Source organism: Proteus vulgaris, assembly GCF_023100685.1.
Taxonomy (GTDB): domain Bacteria; phylum Pseudomonadota; class Gammaproteobacteria; order Enterobacterales; family Enterobacteriaceae; genus Proteus.
Genome location: NZ_CP090064.1, coordinates 1,256,323 through 1,276,265, shown reverse-complemented (window position 1 = coordinate 1,276,265; position 19,943 = coordinate 1,256,323). Strand labels below are relative to the sequence as shown.

Here is a 19,943-nt window from a genome sequence, read left to right as displayed (position 1 = left end):
AAAACCCTATGAAACCCACTATACAAACAAATTAATTAAACAAGTAAAAATATAAATAACAACCTCATAATTAATTATAAAATTATTGTATTTATTTCATTTCAATTAAAATATTTTTAACATTACTTTATAAGTCTAAATTATTTTAGCTTATAAAAATAAATTAAATAATAAAAAATAAAATTAGAAACATTAATAAAAGTAGGTTGTACTCTTATACATACCTGTTTTATATTGATTAATTATTTATGGCATATTTTCAAAATATTATCGCCCGCGTCAAAACGCAACAGGATGCCCTATAAGCAGAATAATCATTTAAGCACGCGTTTTATGTGCTAAAAAAGCAATACAAGGTAGAAGAATGACATTTCAAATTGCAGACACTCTCTATTACAACGGCCTTATTTATACCGCTGATCGTAATAACAATATTGTTGATGCTATCGCGATCAGCCAAGGTGTAATTATTGCTTCAGGTAAAAAAGAGGGGTTACTTTCTTTCTGTAATGAAAACACTGAACAGATTGATTTACAGGGAAGAATGGTCATGCCAGGCATTATTGATGCGCATATGCACCCATTTTGGGGAGGTGCAACGTTGGCAGGTTGCCATCTTGATTATCAATCACTCTCTATCGATGACATTTTATCGCGGATTCAAAAATACCTTGATGAAAACTTTATTGATAATGATACCGAATGGTTAAAAGTCTCTGCATGGTATCGTGAAGGCATGCAACCAGAAGGTGTGCAAATGACACGTTATCACCTTGATACCTTAAATACGGCTCGTCCTATTCTGCTCTTTTCTAGCGATTGCCATAGTGTGCTTGCCAATTCTCGGGCTTTAGAACTATTAAATATCACAGCAGAAACCCCCGATCCACCAGATGGAAATATTGAACGTGATGGTGACAGAACACCTATTGGTATTCTTGAAGATGCACCTGCAATGCAAGCCATTGATAGTTTGCCACCACTCACTGAAGCACAAAACCTACAAATCGCCCGTCATGTTCAAAAACTATTAAATAAACAAGGTGTAACCACTATTATGGATGCGCGTGTGGGTGAGCCTCAATTACGCGCTTTTAATACATTAAGAAAAACCAGTGAACTGACCCTTCGTGTTGAAAATGCCGTTGAAATTACACCAGATGATGTGCCATCTATTGATGATATTCCAAACGCTGTACGCCATGCTGCAACTCGTTTTTCACAATGGCATCAAATCAACGAAAATGCTCAACCCAGCGTTGCTATCCGTCACATTAAACTTTTCCTTGATGGTGTATTACAAGCACCGATTATGACAGCACGCTTACATGCACCTTATCGTATTAATGTTGGCACCGATGACACTCCGCATTGGCAAACATCTGACCATGTTGGTGACCTCTATTTTTCACCTGAAATCTTAACGCCATTAATAACAGAAATTGCTCGTGCGGGTTATCATCCTCATATTCATACCGTTGCTGAGGGTGCAATCAGTACAGCACTGGATGCTATTAGTGAAATGCGTAAAGTCTTACCTGAGAAAGACATTAGACCAGGGCTTGCGCATAATGAATTGATGTGTGAAAAAGATTACGCTCGTTTTACACAATTAAAAACCTACCCTTTTCTCTCTTTTCAATGGGCAGCTGTCGATCAGAACAATATCGAGAAAGATATTGAAATGCTGGGTAAATCTCGCTGTGACTATTTGGAGACAGCTGGGAAATTTATTGATGCGGGTGTCACTGTTGCTTTTGGTAGCGACTGGCCAATTGATCCACTTAATGAATGGTACGATTTTAAAGTTGCGATGACTCGCCAAAAAGATGCAACAAGCCCACGTCTTGATAACGACCGTAATCTGACATTAGTGGAAGTCTTACGTGCGGCCACCATTAATGCGGCAGAAGCTTTGGATATGGATACTCAAATTGGATCATTAGAAGTCGGAAAATTTGCCGATTTTATTGTATTAGATAGAAATCTGTTTGAAATATCGGCAGAAGATGTTGAAAATGTCAGGGTATTGTGTACGATCATTGCGGGGAAACCCACAATTTAGCTGAATAATATAAGTAATAAACCCGCATTAAGCGGGTTTATTTTTATCTATGCACTTAATTCTATGAGAATTAACGTAAATTGGATCTGCTATAAAGCAATAGCCATTACTGTGCTCACTTCTTTTAATCCTTCACGTTCGTAAAAACGTTTTGCTGCACCATTTTCAGCTAATACCGATAACTCAAGATGCGTCATTTTTTCTGATTTTGCCCACTCTTTCATTGCAGTTAGTAACAAACGACCGACACCTTGGTTACGTATCGTAGGATCAGTAACAATATCGTAAATATAGGCATATTTACGTTGAACTAAGCAGTTAAACAGAGGCGTTTCTTGAATTTGTGCAATGCTAAATCCAATCACCTTGCCATCTAAATCTGCGACCAAAAGATGAAACTTATTATTTTTTATTCCATTAATAATAAAAGCTTCGTCTTGTTTACCTGGTTTTAATCGATCGGGTTGTAAATTCGCCATTTCATTAAATAAATGGGTGTAAAGATCATTAATTTCTTCTACATCAGACAAAATTGCTTTTCTTATTATTATCATTTTTTACCTTTATTTGTTGTAGGTTTTTACAGGGGGTGCAATATATGTTTCAAATTTATCTAATAATTGAATAGGACATTGTTCTACAATTGCCATATTGCGGTATTTTTCATGTAAGAATTGTTCGTCCGCCATTTTATCAATCATCATTAATAATGGTGAATAAAACTGATTGATATTAAGTATGCCCAATGGTTTTTGATGCAAACCAATTTGGCTCCATGTAAAGACTTCACTAAACTCCTCTAATGTACCAAAACCACCAGGTAAAGCGACAAAACCTTCTGCCAGTTCTATCATTTTACTTTTGCGCTGATGCATGGTCTCAACAATATGCAGTTCAGTCAGATTTTTATGAGATATTTCACGCCCTTCTAATAGCGTAGGAATAACGCCAATCACCTTTCCGCCTTCAGCTAATACTGTATCGGCGAGTGTGCCCATAATTCCTACACTTGCACCACCATAAATTAAGGTGATATTACGTTTAACCAGCTCTTTGGCAAAAATAATGGCCTGTTCTTTATAAATAGATGAAGCACCTAAACTAGAGCCACAATACACTGCGATAGATTTTATTTTATTCATTTTTATTCTCATTTAGCTAGTTAAAACGAACTTTGAATTATACTTAAGCTTACTTTGATAAAAAAGGTTAAAAAAAGTGTTTTTGCACTTTTTATCGTACATATATTGTTAATTATTATTAAATCTAATATTTAAATCATCCTGATTTTTATTTTACTAATTATTAATAAACTTATATTTTAGCTAAGTTTATTCAACTAAATTTAACTAAAAACATTTATTAATAAATAACTATATTAAAGCACGTAATTTTATCCTATATTATGCGATCCTTTGTTATCTCGCTAACAGAGCACACATACGATTGATTATTGACGAGGTTTTATAGGATGTTGTCAGCCAGACACTCAGCTAAATTACAGGTGTTTTACCCTGTGCTTCTTTTGCTTCTTTCTATGCTTTCGATACAAAGCGGCGCATCCCTTGCTAAAAGCCTATTTCCAGTTATTGGTGCCCCTGCGGTAACGGCGTTACGTCTATTATTGGGGACTTTGATCCTATTTTTTATCTTTAAGCCATGGCGACTCAAATTTAATCGCGAGTCTATTATGCCACTGTTTTTATATGGCTTATCTTTAGGGGCAATGAATTACCTTTTCTACCTTGCACTTGAAACTATCCCGCTAGGTATTGCTGTAGCCCTTGAATTTACAGGCCCTTTAGCCGTTGCAATGTTTTCATCACGCAGAGCTATCGACTTTTTATGGATAATTTTAGTCATTGCTGGCTTAGGATTATTGCTACCTATTGGTGATAACATCCATGGTCTTGATCCACTTGGTATTCTTTATGCATTAGGTGCGGGTGTAGGTTGGGCTTTATATATCGTATTCGGACAACGTGCAGGAAAAGGCTATGGTGCGGCAACCGTATCAATTGGTTCATTAGTAGCAGCTTTTATTTTTGTGCCTATCGGTATGTTACAAAGTAGCCCTGATATTATGTTTAGCTGGTCTATTTTACCTATTGCCTTAGCTATTGCGATTTTATCAACCGCGTTCCCTTATACCTTGGAAATGATCGCACTTACGCGCCTGCCAGCTAAAACATTTGGTACTTTAATGAGCTTAGAGCCGTGTATGGGTGCCTTTATTGGTATTATTTTCCTACATGAACATTTGACGTTAATACAATGGGTTGCCTTAGCTTTTATTGTTTTAGCTTCTATTGGTTCAACAACGACAATGAAAAGCAAAACTAAAATTGAAGAAGTAAAATAGATATTTAACTCATTTTACTCAGCAAGAAGTAAATATTAATTTAAAAAGGATCTTATGATCCTTTTTACTTATTAAATAATAACTTTACTGACCTATCATTGCTATTTTGCGCTCATTGTCTTACCCTAAATAGACTATTTCGATAGATTAGATTTTTTTAATAGATGACCTATCAATTTAATAGTATCAATCGATAAGACTAACCATTAATAATTCACTATCATGATTAACAGAAATTAAGATATTGAGTTATTAATTATTTAGGGAGAACGATTATGAGTACTGCTAAATTAGTCAAATCCACACCTTCAACCCTGCTTTATACCCGTAATAATCTCGATGACAGCGTAAAACTGCACGCTATCGAGTTACTGCAACAGATGGTGACGCAGTTTATCGACCTATCTCTCATCACAAAACAAGCTCACTGGAATATGCGTGGTAGAAACTTTATTTCTGTTCATGAAATGGTTGACGGCTTCCGTGACACCATAAATGAGCACACTGATGAATTTGCAGAGCGTATTGTTCAATTAGGTGGCACTGTATTAGGCACTGCACAAGTTGTCAGCAAGAAAACTCCATTGAAAGCTTATCCTCTGGATATTCATGATGTACAAGACCACTTAAAAGCACTGGCTGATCGTTACGCTATCGTTGCAAATGATATTCGTAAAGCCATTGATGAAGTTGAAGACGAAGATACCGCCGATATGTTTACTGCAGCATCACGTGATCTTGATAAATTCTTATGGTTCATTGAAGCCAATATTGAGAATTAATCTACGTATAAAAAATACGTTATTAATTACATTGTTAATAATGAAAAAGGCTGTCATTTTAGGCAGCCTTTGTCTATTTTACTCTTGGATTAAAATTTATAGACGATACCAGCGTTAACGCTAAAACCATTTCCAGGGAAAAGTAAGGCATCGTTTTTATTCACAGTTGGATTAGCTAACGTACTTGCTGCATAGCGCTTATTTGTAATATTGTCCAAATTTAGGTAAGTCGACCACTGATTATCATATTGATAATGTGCATTAAACCCGAATAATGCGTATGGCTTACTTTTTTGAATATTAAGGTGATTACCATGATCAACTGCAACATTGGTTGGTGACCAATACACTGTGGGACCAAATCTCAATCCTTTTACTTGGTAATAAACTTCACCTGAAATAAGATTTCTAGGAACACCTGCAATATATTTTCGGTTATATTCCCCACCCATAAAACGAAAATCATTATAAGTCCATGTTGCTCGATAAAGAATATCGCCCATTGGAAGTGGTTGAATTGCATTTAAACCTAGTTCTACACCTTGGTGGCGTGTTTTTGCTGGATAATTATATATATCAACAATATTCCCATCTACATCATGTGAAGTGATATATTCGTCTTTAATCAAGCTACGATAGAATACTGCACTCAAACTTATGTTGTCAGTTAATTCCATATCACTACCTACCTCAAAACTGGTTGCTTTTTGAGGTGATAGCTTTAAAAGGTTCACTTTATTTAATGGCGCTTTAGGATTAATAATATCATTAAAAGAAGCAGGTTCATGGCTCATACTGACATTAGCAAATAAACGTGTTTGATAATTAGGATACCAAATAAGCCCAACTTTCGGTGTTAAAAAATTAAATGACTGCTCAAGCTGATTTTGGATAGAAAACAGATCTCTTCTTGCATGAGTACCTTTTAAATCAAGGTTAACTAATACGCTATTTGTAATATGTATTCCCACACCTAAAGAAGCATAAATATTTTCAGCTCGACCATCGAATCGCCCTAACCAACCTTGAGGATTTTTTTCGATATCATCTTTCATTACCGAATGATCCCATGCCAATGCAGTACGATAGCTAATAATCTCTGTCTCTAATTTATAATTAAATTGAGCTCCTTTAGTGTAATAATTTACAAATTGATAATGGCTAGGTGTTTTAAAATTATCGTGTGTTTGTGAATACCACCAGCCAAATTGAATATCGTGAACACCACTATTCCATGTCGATTTATTAGCTATACGTAATTGCTCGATATTTCTATGAGGATCTTTTTTCTTGATTGCAGGTAATATCGCTTTAGGATCATCCTCAAGCATTTGTGAAGTTGCTGGGCCAGGAACATCAAAACGTAAATCTGTCCAATTGATCCATGTTCTGTTTTCAAAATTATCTAATGTATAACCCAATGTTGAACGCATAGCTTTACGCTGAGAAGCTGAATGCTCACGGTAACCATCATAATGGTCATAGCTTAGGCTTATTCTGGCATCAATCGGATAATTTTCACTTTCACCGCCCAACGCCATTTGCATACCTTGACGCCCAAAAGAGCCTTGCTCATAACGTAATTGATTATGGCTCTCTTTTCCTGTGTAAGTAATAAAATCAAGCTCACCACCTAAATTATTACTTTGTAATTGAGTGCTGTTAGCTCCCCGGCGAATACTAACAAATTGAACGTCACGCACGTCAATCATACTTGAATGAAAACTGCCATCCGCTTCATTAAGTGGTAAACCATCTTGCAGTAATAATACCCCTCTGGAAAGAGGCGCACTTTGAACACCCGATCCTCTAATGCTTAAACGAGGTTGATCTAATCCACCAAATAAACTTTGTATAACAATGCCAGGTTGGTTTTTTAATGCATCATTAAGTGTTAATAAGCGATTTCCCTTATCTACCGCAATTAAATTCGTTCCTCCAGCAATATTACTTATTTTTTCAGTTTCAATATTATAAGTATGATTAGAGATATTCTCTGCTTTTGATCCACTCACAATAATACGTTCAGGTTTATCTTCATTCGATTGAGCATAATTAAATATTGTTGTTATCGAAAGCAAAGAGGATGAAATAAACCATAAGATTTTTTTTAAAATAGGCATATTTATAGTTCTACTTATCGTTAAATAAAAATGCCCAACGTTGAATTGGGCATTTAATCTGTTAATGATTGGTTTCATCATGTTCAATAATACGGAAATTCTCACAGATAAATAAATAAGCAAGAACCCCCATCGCAACAAGACCAATAGTGATGGTTAATTCTGGTAATGATGGCCAATAGGATACGCCTGTTGATGTAACCATGCCTGTCACCACAACGTTATAACGATTTAAAATAACGCCAGAAGCCACTAAAGCACCAAATGTAGCAACCCAACCACGACGTTTTATTAATGGAGAAAAACAGATAATTAGTGGGACAATAACGCCAAAACCGACTTCAATCCAAAAGAATAAAGATTCAAAACTACCTTCAAAAAGGTAACTCACTTTACCTTCAGCAATAATACTGCCGAATTTTAGAGCCAAATAAACAAGCATTGCATAACCTGAAATTCGAATTAATCCACTTAATACAGACATGGGTACTTTATGATTAAATGCTCTACCTGCTAATGCAGTTTCAACAGCTATCATTGCAGGACCAACAAAGAATGACGATATTAAAAATTGAAAGAAGATAATTGGCGACCACCACAATGGATGTAATTTATCTACCATTAATAAATAAAGCGCACCGAGTGATGATTGGTGCATTGATGGAATAGCAATACCGATTACTAATAATACAGGTAATATTTTTCGGAAAAACTTATGATATTTACGCCCAATCCGTTCAGTGGCAACTTCGCCAAATTCAATTAATTGCACACTGGTATAAACGGAAACGCAAATAAAAACTTCAAAAAGTACTGAACTATGTCCTTGAGAAACTAGTGGCCGCCAAAAATTCCACCATTGCCCAATATCAAGGAAAAGCCCTACCATCACCAATAAATAGCCAATTAATGAGGTTAATGCAGCACTACGCGCAATACTTGAAAATTGTTCTTGTTTAAAAACATAAACAATTAATGCAGTACCATATCCCCCACCAGCTAGCGCTACACCACACATCACGTCAAACGAGATCCAAAGGCCCCAAGGCCACTCATCGTTAAGATTGGTTACTAATCCCAATCCAGTGACTAAACGAAATAAAATAAGTCCAACTGCAATCAAGCTAATGACAACAAGTACCCAGCGTACAGGTGTCATAGGAAAACGCCACTTACCAAAGCTGGTCGTATTATCGATAACACTCATTCTGATCTCCTTGTTTCATCATCCTTACTATTTTTCTTCGGTTCTTGATGCAATTGCTCATCGTGAATGACCCTATCTTTTCGGTGATTAAACATTGCAATACCACCAAGGATCACCGCCCAAGTTGCCCCCGCAATTGGCGTATATTTCATAAAATCAGAAGTATAAGAAGAGAGTGGTTTTTCAGTTAAGCCTGTTTTAAATCCAAGTTCATTAAAAGGCACATCAGAGATGTAGAGCCATTCAGTTCCTCCAACTTCTTTTTCACCATAAATATGTTGAACATAGTTAGAGTTATTCGTAATGGTTTCTTTCGCTTTTTCTAATAAGGTTTGCCTATCACCAAAAACTAAAGCCTGTGTTGGGCATACTGCGACACAAGCCGGAGATTGCCCTTCTTCTACACGCGAAGAACACATCATGCATTTAGTGACATAAGGAAGTGATTTTTCCCATTCATATTTAGGAATATCAAATGGACATGCCACCATACAATAACGGCATCCTACACAGAGATCGGGATAATAAACCACGGGCCCCGCGGGTGTTTTTTGGAATGCTTTTGCAAAACATGCTGAAGCACAAGCAGGATCAATACAGTGAAAACATTGCTCTTTAACGTAACGCCAAACCGCTTTATCTTCTTTTTCAACAGTAACCGTTTTTATAACCGTCCAGTTTTCATCTGCTAATTTTGCATTTTCGCCACTGGTAGGTTGCCTTTCTTCTATCCATTTATTTTCGTTGTACATTTTACATGCAACTGTACAACTACCACAGCCGATACACTTAGTAAGATCGACTAATACACCTTTAGACATAATGTGTTTCCTCAATCTTTAAGCTTTCTTTTTGTTAAAATGAATACTGCGATCTTGATAATGCGTATGAAGCAATTGATGAGCACGTTCACCACAAGGCTCGCCTAAAAATTGTTTATAAATGCTTTGAATTTCACTATTTTCATAACTTAAGCGAATGGTGGCGCGTTCATCTTTGCTATACAGCGCTTTCATGCGTAATGCTCGAATTTCATCAGAAGGTGGTAATGCAGAACGAGGTTGACCGCCACCAGCAATACATCCTCCTGGGCATCCCATAAACTCGACGAAATGCCACGCTTTTTCCCCTTTTTGAATGGCTTCTAAAACGGGACGAGCATTTCCCATACCAGAACAGACTGCGACACGAATTTCACCGACACTTGGTATATTTAAAGTAGCTTCTTTAATACCTTCTAATCCGCGTACAGGTTGTAAATTAAATAAAGGTTCTGGTGGTCTTTCGCCTGTAATAAAGTAATAACTGGTTCTCACTGCGGCTTCCATAACACCGCCAGTGACACCAAAAATAGCGCCAGCACCGCTATATTCAGACATCAAACGGTCATAATTTGCGGGCTGAAGTGAGGTTAAATCGATATTGTGACTTTTGATTAATCTTGCGAGCTCTCTTGTTGTTAGAACGATATCAACATCACGAAGATCGGGCTTTTCCCATAACACACTTGCACCATTCATTTCGGGACGAGCCGCTTCTGATTTTTTAGCAGTACACGGCATAATGGCAACAGAAACAATTTTACTAGGATCGATATCTTGCTCTTTGGCGTAATATGTTTTTATCATCGAACCAAGCATTGTCATTGGTGACTTTGCAGAAGAGAGATTAGGAATTAATTCTGGATAAAACATTTCACAAAATTTCACCCAACCTGGAGAACAAGAAGTGAATTGAGGCAATACACCATTATTTTTAATTCTTTGCAGTAATTCTGTGGCTTCTTCCATAATGGTTAAATCAGCAGAAAAGTTAGTATCAAAAACTTTATCAAAACCTAACTTTCTAAGTGCCGCTACTTGAAGTAACTCAATGTCCTCACCAGGCTGCATTCCAAACTCTTCACCTAATGCAACTCTTGTAGCTGGCGCGGTTTGTACAACAACATGCAAAGTCGGATCTAACAACGCTCTAATAACTTTATCTGTGTCGTCAACTTCTGTTATTGCCCCCGTTGGGCACCAAAGAGTACATTGACCACAATCGATACAAGGAACACTATCAATTAACGGTAAATCATAGTTTCCCATTACGGTTTGTACTTTTTCACACACTTCAACGCATTGGCCACATAAAATACATTTTTTGTCATCACGGCAAATGGCGACATTGTTAGGATCAATAGGAATACGGCCTCTTACTTGGACGGGGAAAGTACCTTTAGCATTATATTGCTCAGGAACCCAACCTGTACCACCAGAAATATTGCCATCACATCCCGCTGTGACAGCGGTTACCCCAGCGGCAAGACTTACCTTTCCAGCAAATGAAAAGAAAGAACGTCGAGATAATAATTTCTCGTCACTTTCTTCTTTTGTAGGAAGAAGAGATTTCATTTTTTACAATGCTCCTGCTTTAATATATGAATAAAATTACCTATTAAAGGTAACAATATATAAAGAGTTGAATTTTATTTTTGTTAAAAATATTTGTATTATTTAATTAATAAAAACCAATACTTAAAATAAGTATCGAGTTAATATAAAATGAATTATTTATGTAAAAAACACCCTATCAGCAATCATCGTTTCATTTAAGAAAATCAGGAGAGATTTTTTTAATTCAATAAGTGATAGGGTGTTTATGAGAGATATTGTACTGAAAGGGGATTTAAAAAAAACAGCTTTCAACCTTATTAATTAAATATAATTAATTTTATTGACACATATCAAAATAAAAATAAAAGCACAAAAAAAAATCTATAAAAACAGATGAAAAAACCAATAAATAAAAATAAAAAACAATTAAAAATCAATAAATTAAATGCATTGTTATTTTTTATAAATTTATTGAGCGTTTATCTAAACTAAATAAAAAAGGTTCATTTCATAAAATGAAATAAAAAAATATATAATTTAAAAAATATCACATGAATAATATCTAAATAAAGTATACACTTTTTCTAAATAAATAAAAATAAGCATTTTATTATATGAATATTTATTTTGTTATAATTATATTAATTTATGTGAATTAATTATTATATTTTAAACATAGTGTATTTTTATTTTTTAAATATTAATAAGATTCATAAAAAATACAAGTTAATAATATTAGATACATTAACACCTAAAAAAACAAGGAAATGATTAAGTAATTTTAACTATAAAGTGAGATGTGTTTTTTAATAAAAAAATACAACCTCACTTTTATTAAAAATAAAAAGTTATAGTAAATAGCCTCTATTTATTGATAACGCGTTAATAACCAGATAAAAACAAGTTATGGATGCATAAATCACTAATAAAAATGAGAGTTCTATAAAGTAATAAAAAATTATTTCTCTTTAGGCATCTCAGGTTGATAAATAGGGAAAACAGGTAATGCTGTTAATAAACGCGAACCATAATTTTTTGTTAGCAAGCGTCTGTCATAAATGATAATTTCACCGTGGCAATGATGGCTACGGATAAGACGCCCAACTTGCTGAATTAAATTAAACGATGCACTTGGCAAGCTCTGCACTTCAAAAGGATAACGTTTCAGCGATTTAAGCCATTCCCCCTCTGTCACAATCACCGGATCAGTCACGGGTGGAAAAGCAATTTTATGAATATGCACCTGCGTTAAATAATCGCCTTTTAAGTCAAGTCCTTCGGCAAATGATTGCAAACCTATCAATACACTATTATCACCTGCATCAATGCGCTTACAATGTGTTTCTACCAATCTATAACGAGGCTGATCCCCTTGTACCAATAAGCATAAACGTAAGTCTTTCACTTCTTCTAAAAAGCCTTCCATTGCCCGTTGGCTACTAAATAGAACCAATTGTCCTCGATGGTTATTCTCTTCCATGCTTTGACGAAAATAACGCGCCATCTCTTTTAAATGTTCGCGCTCATGGCTCATGGTCGGTTCATAGCGCATTTTAGGAATAACTAATCTACCTTGATCTTTATGTTCAAAAGGTGAAGATAACGTAATAAAGCGATCATCAAAATGCTCACTTAATCCTGTTAGCTCTTGAATGCGAGAATAGCTATTTAATGAGCGTAACGTTGCAGATGTGATAACCACATGTGGGATATTTTTCCATAACAATTGTGTCAGCTGTTCGCTGACTCGAATACCTGCGCAATGAAAATAAAGATGAGACTGCTTTTTATCGTAACGGCGAGTGAGCCATTTCGATACAGGCGCTTTTGAGGTTTGCTCTAATGTGGCTAAGCGCCACAATTTTGCCATATTCTCTAAATAACCGACCATTCTACTGGTCGTTAAAATGGCACTATGTAAACGCACAACATCTTCTTTTGCTGTACGCTCTGTTAAATCATTTAACATGGCTTCACCCAGCATTTTTAAACCATCCGTTAGCTTAAATAATGTCTGGCAACTTAACAGAAGTTGTTCAGGTAATTCGCCTAATGGAAAGAGATATTCATCTTGTTCACTACGTTCTGGTAATAACGCACGCGTAAATGTATCAACCTCTTGATAAGCCTCACGTAACTTAGCAATATGAGCATCAAAACGAATAGGGTCAGCCAATTTAGGTGGTCTTACAGGAATAAATTGCGCTAAATATTGACTAACATGACGAGTAATATTATCCAGCTGATTATTAAGGGTAGCTAAGGTTATTTCCCCTTCAACTTCAAGCGCATCTCGCGCAACATCAGGAATATGATGACCTTCATCCAATACTAATAGCAGATTTTTTGCATCAGGTAATACTGATTCACTTTCCATTGCTGCCATCACTAAAGCGTGATTGGTAATAACCACATCTACTTCATCAATTTCACGGCGTGCAATAAAAAAAGGGCAGCGATGATAATATTGGCAATTACGTCCTAAACAGTTCATTTTATCGGTGCTAATTTTGCGCCATAAGCTGTCTGTTAATGCCCGTTTATGGTGATCACGCAAACCATCCCAACCGAAACTGGTAAAATCATTTTTTAGCTCTTGGCAAATTTCTCTTTCTGCACTAGTCGCCAGATCCACTTTATCCTCAAGCAAAAACATTAAGTCGATTTGTTCACCTTCTGTTGCACAAATCGCGTCTAAATTACGTGGACATAAATAGCGCCCACGGCCAAAAGCCCCCGTGAACGTGAGATCTGGGATGATTTTTTTAAGTAATGGGAGATCTTTGCTAAAAATCTGATCTTGCAGTGCCACATTGGCCGTACTGATAATCAGCGGTTTTTTTTCATCGCGGCTAATAGCAATACCTGGAATAAGATAAGAAAGTGTTTTACCTATCCCAGTTGGAGCTTCAATCACTAGATGTCGTCCCATTTCATCAGAAAAAGTCTTAGCCACTTCAGCTATCATTTCACGCTGTGGCGCACGCGGAATAAACCCTTCAATATGCTCTGGTAGGGCTTTATACCACTGACTTATTTGATTTTTGACTGATTGAGAAAGAGACATAACTACTCTGTGACTGATTTTAAGAAGGGCGCTATTGTCTCATAACACTGTATAAAAATCAGTAGTTACCTTCATTTGCTCTCTTCTTTCATCAAAGAATGGATAACGCCTCGAAATTATTGAGCTTTGTTATAGATTATTAATCCAACTCTTCATAGTATGAGTATTGATTACGTAACTTCTAAAAATAGCCTTATAAAAAATAGTATTTTTTGTTTGATTAAATACAACAACACCAGTTAAGAGACACCATAATGACCTCTACAAAGCGCCCTATTTTTAACTTAGAACTTGATTTACTCCGAACCTTTGTTGCTGTTGTCGATGGGAATACCTTTGCCGCAGCCGCTGAATCGGTTTGCCGCACTCAATCTGCAGTAAGCCAGCAAATGCAACGCCTTGAATCGTTGATAGGCAAAGATCTGTTTGCTCGCCAAGGTCGAAATAAAACACTGACAGAAGCGGGTACACAACTACTTAATTATGCTCGCCGTATTTTGCGCCTAAATGACGAAGCTTGTCTTTCATTGATGCATGAAGAAATTGATGGGATCTTAAAAATTGGCTCCCCCGATGATACGGCAAACACAATTTTACCGGAACTACTTGCGCGTTTTTCAGGGGCGTATCCCCGTCTTATTATGGAAATCATTGTTAAACGTAGTCCGTTTTTAATGTCGATGTTAGAAAATAACGAGCTTGATTTAGCCATTTCTACCGAAGAACATGTGGGTTATCCCAAAATTGTACTGCGTGTTTCCCCTTCCTTATGGTATTGCGGAAAACACTTCCGATTTGATCTTGATGAACCTTTGCCATTAGTCGTATTAGATGAACCCAGTACATACCGCGATATGATGATAAATCACCTTGATCAACAAGGTATTCGTTGGCGAATCGCTTATATTGCTACAACGCTTTCAGGTGCAAGAGCCGCCGTACGTGCGGGATTAGGTATTATGGCGCGTTCAATTGAGCTTTCAGGTGACGACTTGCGTATTTTAGGCGAAAAAGAAGGCTTACCTCCTTTACCAGCAATTAGTTATAACCTGTATCTCAATGCCAATAGCCCAGGAAAAGCAGCACAAATACTGTTTGATTCATTAAAAAATGAACAAAATGAAGTGATTAATCATGCTGATATTACACTTCAACAAGAATAGAGATTTTAAAGCCCTTAAACAGTGTTAATAACCAAAGCAATAAAATATTAAAACCATAAACCAGGACACCGATTATGACTCAATTCCATGGTATTTTTCCTTACCTTGTTTCCCCTGTTAATCAAACTAAAGGCACCATTCTTGAATCTTCATTACGTCGTTTGATCGAACATTTGATCTCGTGTGGCGTTCATGGTTTAAGCCCGTTAGGTAGCACAGGTGAATACGCTTATCTCTCTCAAGCCCAACGTAATGAAATTGTGCGTATCACGGTTGATCAAACTGCGGGGCGAGTGCCTGTTATTGCAGGTGTTGCTGGATTTTCAACCGCAGATGCTTGTCATCAAGCTGAACAATACGCCCAATTAGGTGTAGATGGCATGGTGCTGATTTCACAAAAAATGTACCCGTTAAGTGAAACCGCACAAGCAGGTTATTTCCAAACTATCGCTGAAGCATTTCCTGAAAAATCCATGACTATTTATACCAATCCTGGACTTTTGGGTGATGTTCTTCCTATCTCTTTATTCAATGAACTTAGCTATATCTCGAATATTGAATATATTAAAGATGCATCAAGCAATACAGGTCGCTTACTCACCATGATCAATACATTTGGTGAACGCGTTAAAATCTTCAGTGCTTCTGCACATATTCCATTGTTAGTATTAAAACTTGGTGGTGTAGGTTGGATGGCAGGCCCTGCTTGCGTATTACCAAAACAGTGTGTCGAACTTTATGAATTAGCCACCAAAGGTGATTTTGATACAGCATTAGCAAAACAAAAAGAGATGTGGCAAATCAACGAAGCCTTTACTAAATATTCGTTAGCATCATGTATTAAAGCCTCTTTAAATATTCAAGGTTTTGATGTGGGCTCACCTATTTTACCGCAAGAGCCTCTAAATGAAGCTGCAATGAACGATCTACGCCAAATTATTGCTCACCTTGATTAATAAGCTATTCTTATTTAGAAATAACAAAGACTAGATTTTTCTCTATTCTGGTCTTTGTTATCTGTTTAATTAAAGTTTCTCATCCTTAAATGCAGACCAACACTGTACGACATTGAATAAGAATGAAATAATAGCCACCATTGTTGCAAAATCGTGTTTACTCTATCACCATAACGAGGAGAGAATGTATGCCCATTTCCGTCAGTGAAATAATGGAAATCTTACCTCATCGTTATCCATTCTTATTAATTGATGGTGTTATTTCTGAACCAGCTGAACTTGCTAGTGGTAAATTAATCGCAATTAAAAATATCACCACCAATGACACAGTTGTTTTTGGCGAATTTTACCCTCCCTTACTGCTCCTTGAAAGCATGGCTCAAGCCGCTGGAGTTCTTGCACATTACTATCTTTCTCCCATGGAAGAAGGTCAGCAATGTTATTTTGCCAGTATAAAAAATGCACGTTTTTATGATGCAGTAAAAGCAGGCGATCAACTACTTATTGAAATCGAATTTCGTCGTCAACGCCGTACTATTGTTAGTTTTTCTGGTGTTGTTCGTATTGGTGAGAAGATTGTTTGTACATCTGAATTTATGTGTGCAAGGCAATAAAAAAGGATTGGTAGCTCAAACCAATCCTTCATATCATCATCTTATTGACATTATGTTTAACTTAATGGGCCGCTTCTTCAATACGCAATAATTGTGTTATCTCAGAAAGAGTGTTCTTTTCAAAATTCAATACTTTTTCAACGAGTTGAGCCGATTGTTTATCCTCTATTACTAATGAGGCATTATCGTAAAATTTGCTGATAACATCTTTGTCAGTCATTGGATTTTGTGGGTTACCATATTGAATATCTAACCTCTCTGTGATCATCTCACCATTCTTTAATGCCACGAAAATTAATCCTGGAAAATACGTAGGGAATGGAATTTCGCCTTTTTCGGGATAGCGATAACTCACTTTTTTCGCTAACCTTTGAATATCTTCACGTTGTAAATTTTCTAGAGATAACGATGATAATGTTAACGCATTGTCTAAAAATCCGACTGCAAATAGCCACGGCAAACTAAATTTTGCCCCATAAGCTGTTTTAGGCGCCCATTTTGTTTCAAGTGGCTCGCAAATTAAAGCGGCTGCGACAGGATCAACCACGCACTCCACGCTTTCAATATCATCAGCCGTGATCCCTTTTTTCAGCAAATTACGGCCACAATCAATAGTGGCATGAGCAAAATGACACACAGGATAAGGCTTAATAGAAACATTTAAAAATTCCCATTTTTCACCTAATCCTAAGGCTACTTGTTCGGGTTGTGCTTGCTCTCGAATACCATGGGTTTGATAAAGGCTATAGCGACCTTCAAATATCGTTTCAGGGCCCGTCATTCCACCTTTTGCCAATGATGCAGCAATAATACCTGATTGCGCAGCCCATCCCGCATGAAAGCATTTAGAAGAGGAACTGTTAGCAAGGTATTCCGCCACACCTCCTGCTTGGCTTCCTGTTAATCCTAATGCATTCACAGTTTGTTCAGGTGTTAATTTTAATAGTGAGGCTGCACAAGCTGTTGCCCCAAAAATACCAGCAATCGCGGTGGCATGAAAACCACGCTGATGAAATCCACTATGGCTAGCCAGTCCTACTCTTGCTGCAACTTCCCAACCAATCACCCACGCCGTTAAAATATCTTGTGATGATGCGCCGATAGACTCACCTAATGCAAAAGCAATCGGCGTTAATACCGCGCTGCCATGTGCAATAGAATCAGTATGTGTATCATCAAAATCTAATGCATGTGATGCAATACCATTTGTCAATGCAGCAACTGTTGTACTTGTTGTGAGTGAACTGCCCCAAATTGGAATAGTGCCTTGGCTATCAGGTAAAAAAGTAATGCCCTGACGACTTTGGATCGCACTTTGTTGCGCACTACCCGCAAGTGCAACGCCTAATGTATCTAATAAATGAATTTTAGCGCGCTCTACAACTTGAGCAGGTAAATCAGAAAATGTTGTTGTGGTAATAAATTGGGCTAATTGCTGACTCAATGTCATAAACACCTCGAAATAGATAAGAAAAAGCCAGCATTTCACCGGCTTTTAGATAATAAGAAGGTTAGATGTAATTAAGTCACTTAGTCATTTAGCCAGCCAGAGGCTTTAGTTTGAGCAACAACACGATCAACTTGGGCTGGTGCATTTCCTACATAAGTTGTTGGATCTAAAAGTGCATCAAGCTCTTCTTGAGTAATGTGATCACGAATACGGGTATCACGATTAATTGCTTCAACAAAAGTTATACCTTCTTCTTGCCCTGACATTGATGCTTCATACACAATTTCATGTGCAGTTTGTTTACCTGCTTTATCAGATAGTGCAAACATCACACGCTCTGCCAACATAAAGCCACCCAAAATATCCATATTTTCGCGCATTTTTTCTACATGCACATTTAATCCACCTAATACTGTTTTCATATTATCGAAGATAACAGACAGCATCAGGCACATTTCTGGCATGATTTTCCATTCCATTTTCCAAATTGCGCCATCACGCTCATGCTGATGTTTCATCATATCCGTTAATACAGACAGATTGGCTTTTAGGGTATTACTTACACAAGCCGCATTTTCCACAATGGCAGGATTACGTTTATGTGGCATAGTCGAAGAGCCTACCTGTCCTTTACTAAACGGCTCAGATAATTCATCAATTTCGTTATGCGCTAATAGTAGGATTTCATTGGCAATTTTACCTAGCGTACCGCTAATTAAGCCGATTAACATGCCATATTCACTGAATCTATCACGCGCAGGTTGCCATGAAATTTCAGGTACACCTAAACCTAAGCGTTGTAATACACGGGCTTCTAATTCATCAGCTTTATCGCTTAAAGAGGCTTTTGTCCCCACAGCACCGACCACACTACCCACAAATAAGCGAGGCTCGATCTCTTTAAGACGTTGATAATGACGTGCTAATTCTGTTAACCAAATTGCAGTTTTATGACCAAATGTAATTGGCAGAGCTTGTAATGCTAATGTACGCCCAACCATTGGTGTGTTGCGATGTTGTTCACTTAATGAAAGCAATGCACGACCTAATACTTTGATATCACGTAAAAAAGTATGATGAGCATCTTTTAGTTGTAATACAAGGCCAGTATCAATTACATCTTGTGTAGTTGGACCAAAATGAACATATTCCCCATAATGTTCTGGACAAGCATGTTCTAAACCACGGATTGTTGGCACTAATGGATGGCGAGTAAGACGCACTTGTTCTAATACATAATCCATATCGAGCTTTTCAAGTTTCGCGGTGTCTGCAATAACTTTTGCCGCCTCTTTCGGGATCAAACCTAATTCAGCTTGTTCAATAGCTAATGCCGCTTCATAATCAAGCCAATTTTGCATTCTTGTTTTATCAGAAAAAATAGTTCTCATCTCTTCTGTTGACCATAAATTCTTTAATAAAACTGAATCAAAAACGCTGGTTCCCATAATTATTTCCCCTGTTAAAAAAATAATAAAAAAATCGTTTTTTTAATCAAACGACTTGTTAGATTGTTATTTTATTTATGCAATATAATCTCAAAAAAAACACTTTGATAATTTTAATCTAATTTCAAATATTTCTTATCAATTAAAAAATAACACTAATTCAATGCGTTATAAATAACTCTTTATTTATTAGTTATAACTTTTGAATCTTAAATAACATTTAAGATTTAATTAGAATAATTAATGCTAAAAAGTTAGAGGAAGATCATCATTTTTAGAAAATAGCTATTTTAAAAATAAATAAGTTTGTTATAAATAATAGAAACAA

The 19,943-nt window shown here is 36.5% G+C and carries 15 protein-coding genes; 6 read left to right on the top strand and 9 right to left on the bottom strand.

The features are described from left to right. The first annotated feature begins 364 nt into the window (after positions 1-364). Positions 365-2,065 carry an amidohydrolase gene (locus tag LW139_RS06035; protein ID WP_166541084.1) on the top strand — a complete coding sequence of 567 codons (1,701 nt, stop codon included), beginning with the start codon at positions 365-367 and terminating at the stop codon, positions 2,063-2,065. A gap of 89 nt (positions 2,066-2,154) precedes the next feature. Here the strand turns inward: LW139_RS06035 and LW139_RS06030 are convergent, their stop codons facing one another. Both LW139_RS06030 and LW139_RS06025 read right to left on the bottom strand, forming a co-directional pair. After that, entirely contained in the window at positions 2,155-2,619 is a 465-nt protein-coding gene (locus LW139_RS06030) for a GNAT family N-acetyltransferase (RefSeq protein ID WP_166541083.1), read from the bottom strand. Positions 2,620-2,628: 9 nt separating this feature from the next. After that, a complete protein-coding gene (locus LW139_RS06025) occupies positions 2,629-3,207 on the bottom strand; it encodes a TIGR00730 family Rossman fold protein (protein WP_109409709.1) in 579 nt (192 codons plus the stop codon). Between the two features lie 329 nt (positions 3,208-3,536). On the opposite strand from LW139_RS06025, the gene rhtA reads away from it, so the two are divergent. Together rhtA and dps are read left to right on the top strand one after the other, a co-directional pair. Continuing rightward, entirely contained in the window at positions 3,537-4,427 is an 891-nt protein-coding gene (gene rhtA, locus LW139_RS06020) for a threonine/homoserine exporter RhtA (RefSeq protein WP_109409708.1), read from the top strand. Between the two features lie 275 nt (positions 4,428-4,702). Further along, on the top strand, positions 4,703-5,209 hold the full coding sequence (dps, locus tag LW139_RS06015; protein WP_072070537.1) for a DNA starvation/stationary phase protection protein Dps: 507 nt from the start codon (positions 4,703-4,705) through the stop codon (positions 5,207-5,209). A gap of 89 nt (positions 5,210-5,298) precedes the next feature. On the opposite strand, the gene LW139_RS06010 is transcribed toward dps, so the two are convergent. The 5 genes from LW139_RS06010 to dinG all read right to left on the bottom strand — a co-directional run bounded on the left by LW139_RS06010 (position 5,299) and on the right by dinG (position 13,984). After that, complete coding sequence (locus LW139_RS06010) at positions 5,299-7,332, bottom strand: TonB-dependent receptor domain-containing protein (protein WP_247850760.1); 2,034 nt, start codon at positions 7,330-7,332, stop codon at positions 5,299-5,301. A gap of 61 nt (positions 7,333-7,393) precedes the next feature. Beyond that, a complete protein-coding gene (gene nrfD, locus LW139_RS06005; protein ID WP_109409707.1) occupies positions 7,394-8,539 on the bottom strand; it encodes an NrfD/PsrC family molybdoenzyme membrane anchor subunit in 1,146 nt (381 codons plus the stop codon). After that, positions 8,536-9,360, bottom strand: coding sequence for a 4Fe-4S dicluster domain-containing protein (locus LW139_RS06000; RefSeq protein ID WP_247850758.1), 825 nt, complete (start codon positions 9,358-9,360; stop codon positions 8,536-8,538). Before LW139_RS06000 ends, nrfD begins: the two co-directional genes overlap by 4 nt. An 18-nt stretch (positions 9,361-9,378) precedes the next feature. Beyond that, the gene (locus LW139_RS05995; protein WP_227336602.1) at positions 9,379-10,935 is read right to left on the bottom strand and encodes a [FeFe] hydrogenase, group A; all 1,557 of its coding nucleotides are present in this window, start codon (positions 10,933-10,935) and stop codon (positions 9,379-9,381) included. 940 nt (positions 10,936-11,875) lie between these two features. After that, on the bottom strand, positions 11,876-13,984 hold the full coding sequence (gene dinG / locus LW139_RS05990; RefSeq protein WP_247850757.1) for an ATP-dependent DNA helicase DinG: 2,109 nt from the start codon (positions 13,982-13,984) through the stop codon (positions 11,876-11,878). Between the two features lie 254 nt (positions 13,985-14,238). On the opposite strand from dinG, the gene LW139_RS05985 reads away from it, so the two are divergent. From LW139_RS05985 to fabZ, 3 genes are all read left to right on the top strand, one after another. Then, a complete protein-coding gene (locus tag LW139_RS05985) occupies positions 14,239-15,147 on the top strand; it encodes a LysR family transcriptional regulator (RefSeq protein WP_166541079.1) in 909 nt (302 codons plus the stop codon). A gap of 74 nt (positions 15,148-15,221) precedes the next feature. Next, a complete protein-coding gene (locus LW139_RS05980) occupies positions 15,222-16,103 on the top strand; it encodes a dihydrodipicolinate synthase family protein (protein WP_166541078.1) in 882 nt (293 codons plus the stop codon). A 188-nt stretch (positions 16,104-16,291) separates the two neighbouring features. Then, on the top strand, positions 16,292-16,717 hold the full coding sequence (gene fabZ, locus LW139_RS05975; protein ID WP_166541077.1) for a 3-hydroxyacyl-ACP dehydratase FabZ: 426 nt from the start codon (positions 16,292-16,294) through the stop codon (positions 16,715-16,717). Positions 16,718-16,778: 61 nt separating this feature from the next. On the opposite strand, the gene LW139_RS05970 is transcribed toward fabZ, so the two are convergent. Together LW139_RS05970 and purB are read right to left on the bottom strand one after the other, a co-directional pair. Next, positions 16,779-18,167, bottom strand: a complete 1,389-nt coding sequence (locus LW139_RS05970) for an MmgE/PrpD family protein (RefSeq protein ID WP_247850756.1) — start codon at positions 18,165-18,167, stop codon at positions 16,779-16,781. A gap of 80 nt (positions 18,168-18,247) precedes the next feature. Then, on the bottom strand, positions 18,248-19,615 hold the full coding sequence (gene purB / locus LW139_RS05965; RefSeq protein WP_166541075.1) for an adenylosuccinate lyase: 1,368 nt from the start codon (positions 19,613-19,615) through the stop codon (positions 18,248-18,250). Positions 19,616-19,943: the final 328 nt, after the last annotated feature.

What these genes read in the sequence shown, in the direction of transcription:
- LW139_RS06035 (WP_166541084.1), top strand. Translation starts at nt 365, where the DNA reads ATGACATTTCAAATTGCAGACACTCTCTATTACAACGGCCTTATTTAT.
- LW139_RS06030 (WP_166541083.1), bottom strand. Translation starts at nt 2,619, where the DNA reads ATGATAATAATAAGAAAAGCAATTTTGTCTGATGTAGAAGAAATTAAT.
- LW139_RS06025 (WP_109409709.1), bottom strand. Translation starts at nt 3,207, where the DNA reads ATGAATAAAATAAAATCTATCGCAGTGTATTGTGGCTCTAGTTTAGGT.
- rhtA (WP_109409708.1), top strand. Translation starts at nt 3,537, where the DNA reads ATGTTGTCAGCCAGACACTCAGCTAAATTACAGGTGTTTTACCCTGTG.
- dps (WP_072070537.1), top strand. Translation starts at nt 4,703, where the DNA reads ATGAGTACTGCTAAATTAGTCAAATCCACACCTTCAACCCTGCTTTAT.
- LW139_RS06010 (WP_247850760.1), bottom strand. Translation starts at nt 7,332, where the DNA reads ATGCCTATTTTAAAAAAAATCTTATGGTTTATTTCATCCTCTTTGCTT.
- nrfD (WP_109409707.1), bottom strand. Translation starts at nt 8,539, where the DNA reads ATGAGTGTTATCGATAATACGACCAGCTTTGGTAAGTGGCGTTTTCCT.
- LW139_RS06000 (WP_247850758.1), bottom strand. Translation starts at nt 9,360, where the DNA reads ATGTCTAAAGGTGTATTAGTCGATCTTACTAAGTGTATCGGCTGTGGT.
- LW139_RS05995 (WP_227336602.1), bottom strand. Translation starts at nt 10,935, where the DNA reads ATGAAATCTCTTCTTCCTACAAAAGAAGAAAGTGACGAGAAATTATTA.
- dinG (WP_247850757.1), bottom strand. Translation starts at nt 13,984, where the DNA reads ATGTCTCTTTCTCAATCAGTCAAAAATCAAATAAGTCAGTGGTATAAA.
- LW139_RS05985 (WP_166541079.1), top strand. Translation starts at nt 14,239, where the DNA reads ATGACCTCTACAAAGCGCCCTATTTTTAACTTAGAACTTGATTTACTC.
- LW139_RS05980 (WP_166541078.1), top strand. Translation starts at nt 15,222, where the DNA reads ATGACTCAATTCCATGGTATTTTTCCTTACCTTGTTTCCCCTGTTAAT.
- fabZ (WP_166541077.1), top strand. Translation starts at nt 16,292, where the DNA reads ATGCCCATTTCCGTCAGTGAAATAATGGAAATCTTACCTCATCGTTAT.
- LW139_RS05970 (WP_247850756.1), bottom strand. Translation starts at nt 18,167, where the DNA reads ATGACATTGAGTCAGCAATTAGCCCAATTTATTACCACAACAACATTT.
- purB (WP_166541075.1), bottom strand. Translation starts at nt 19,615, where the DNA reads ATGGGAACCAGCGTTTTTGATTCAGTTTTATTAAAGAATTTATGGTCA.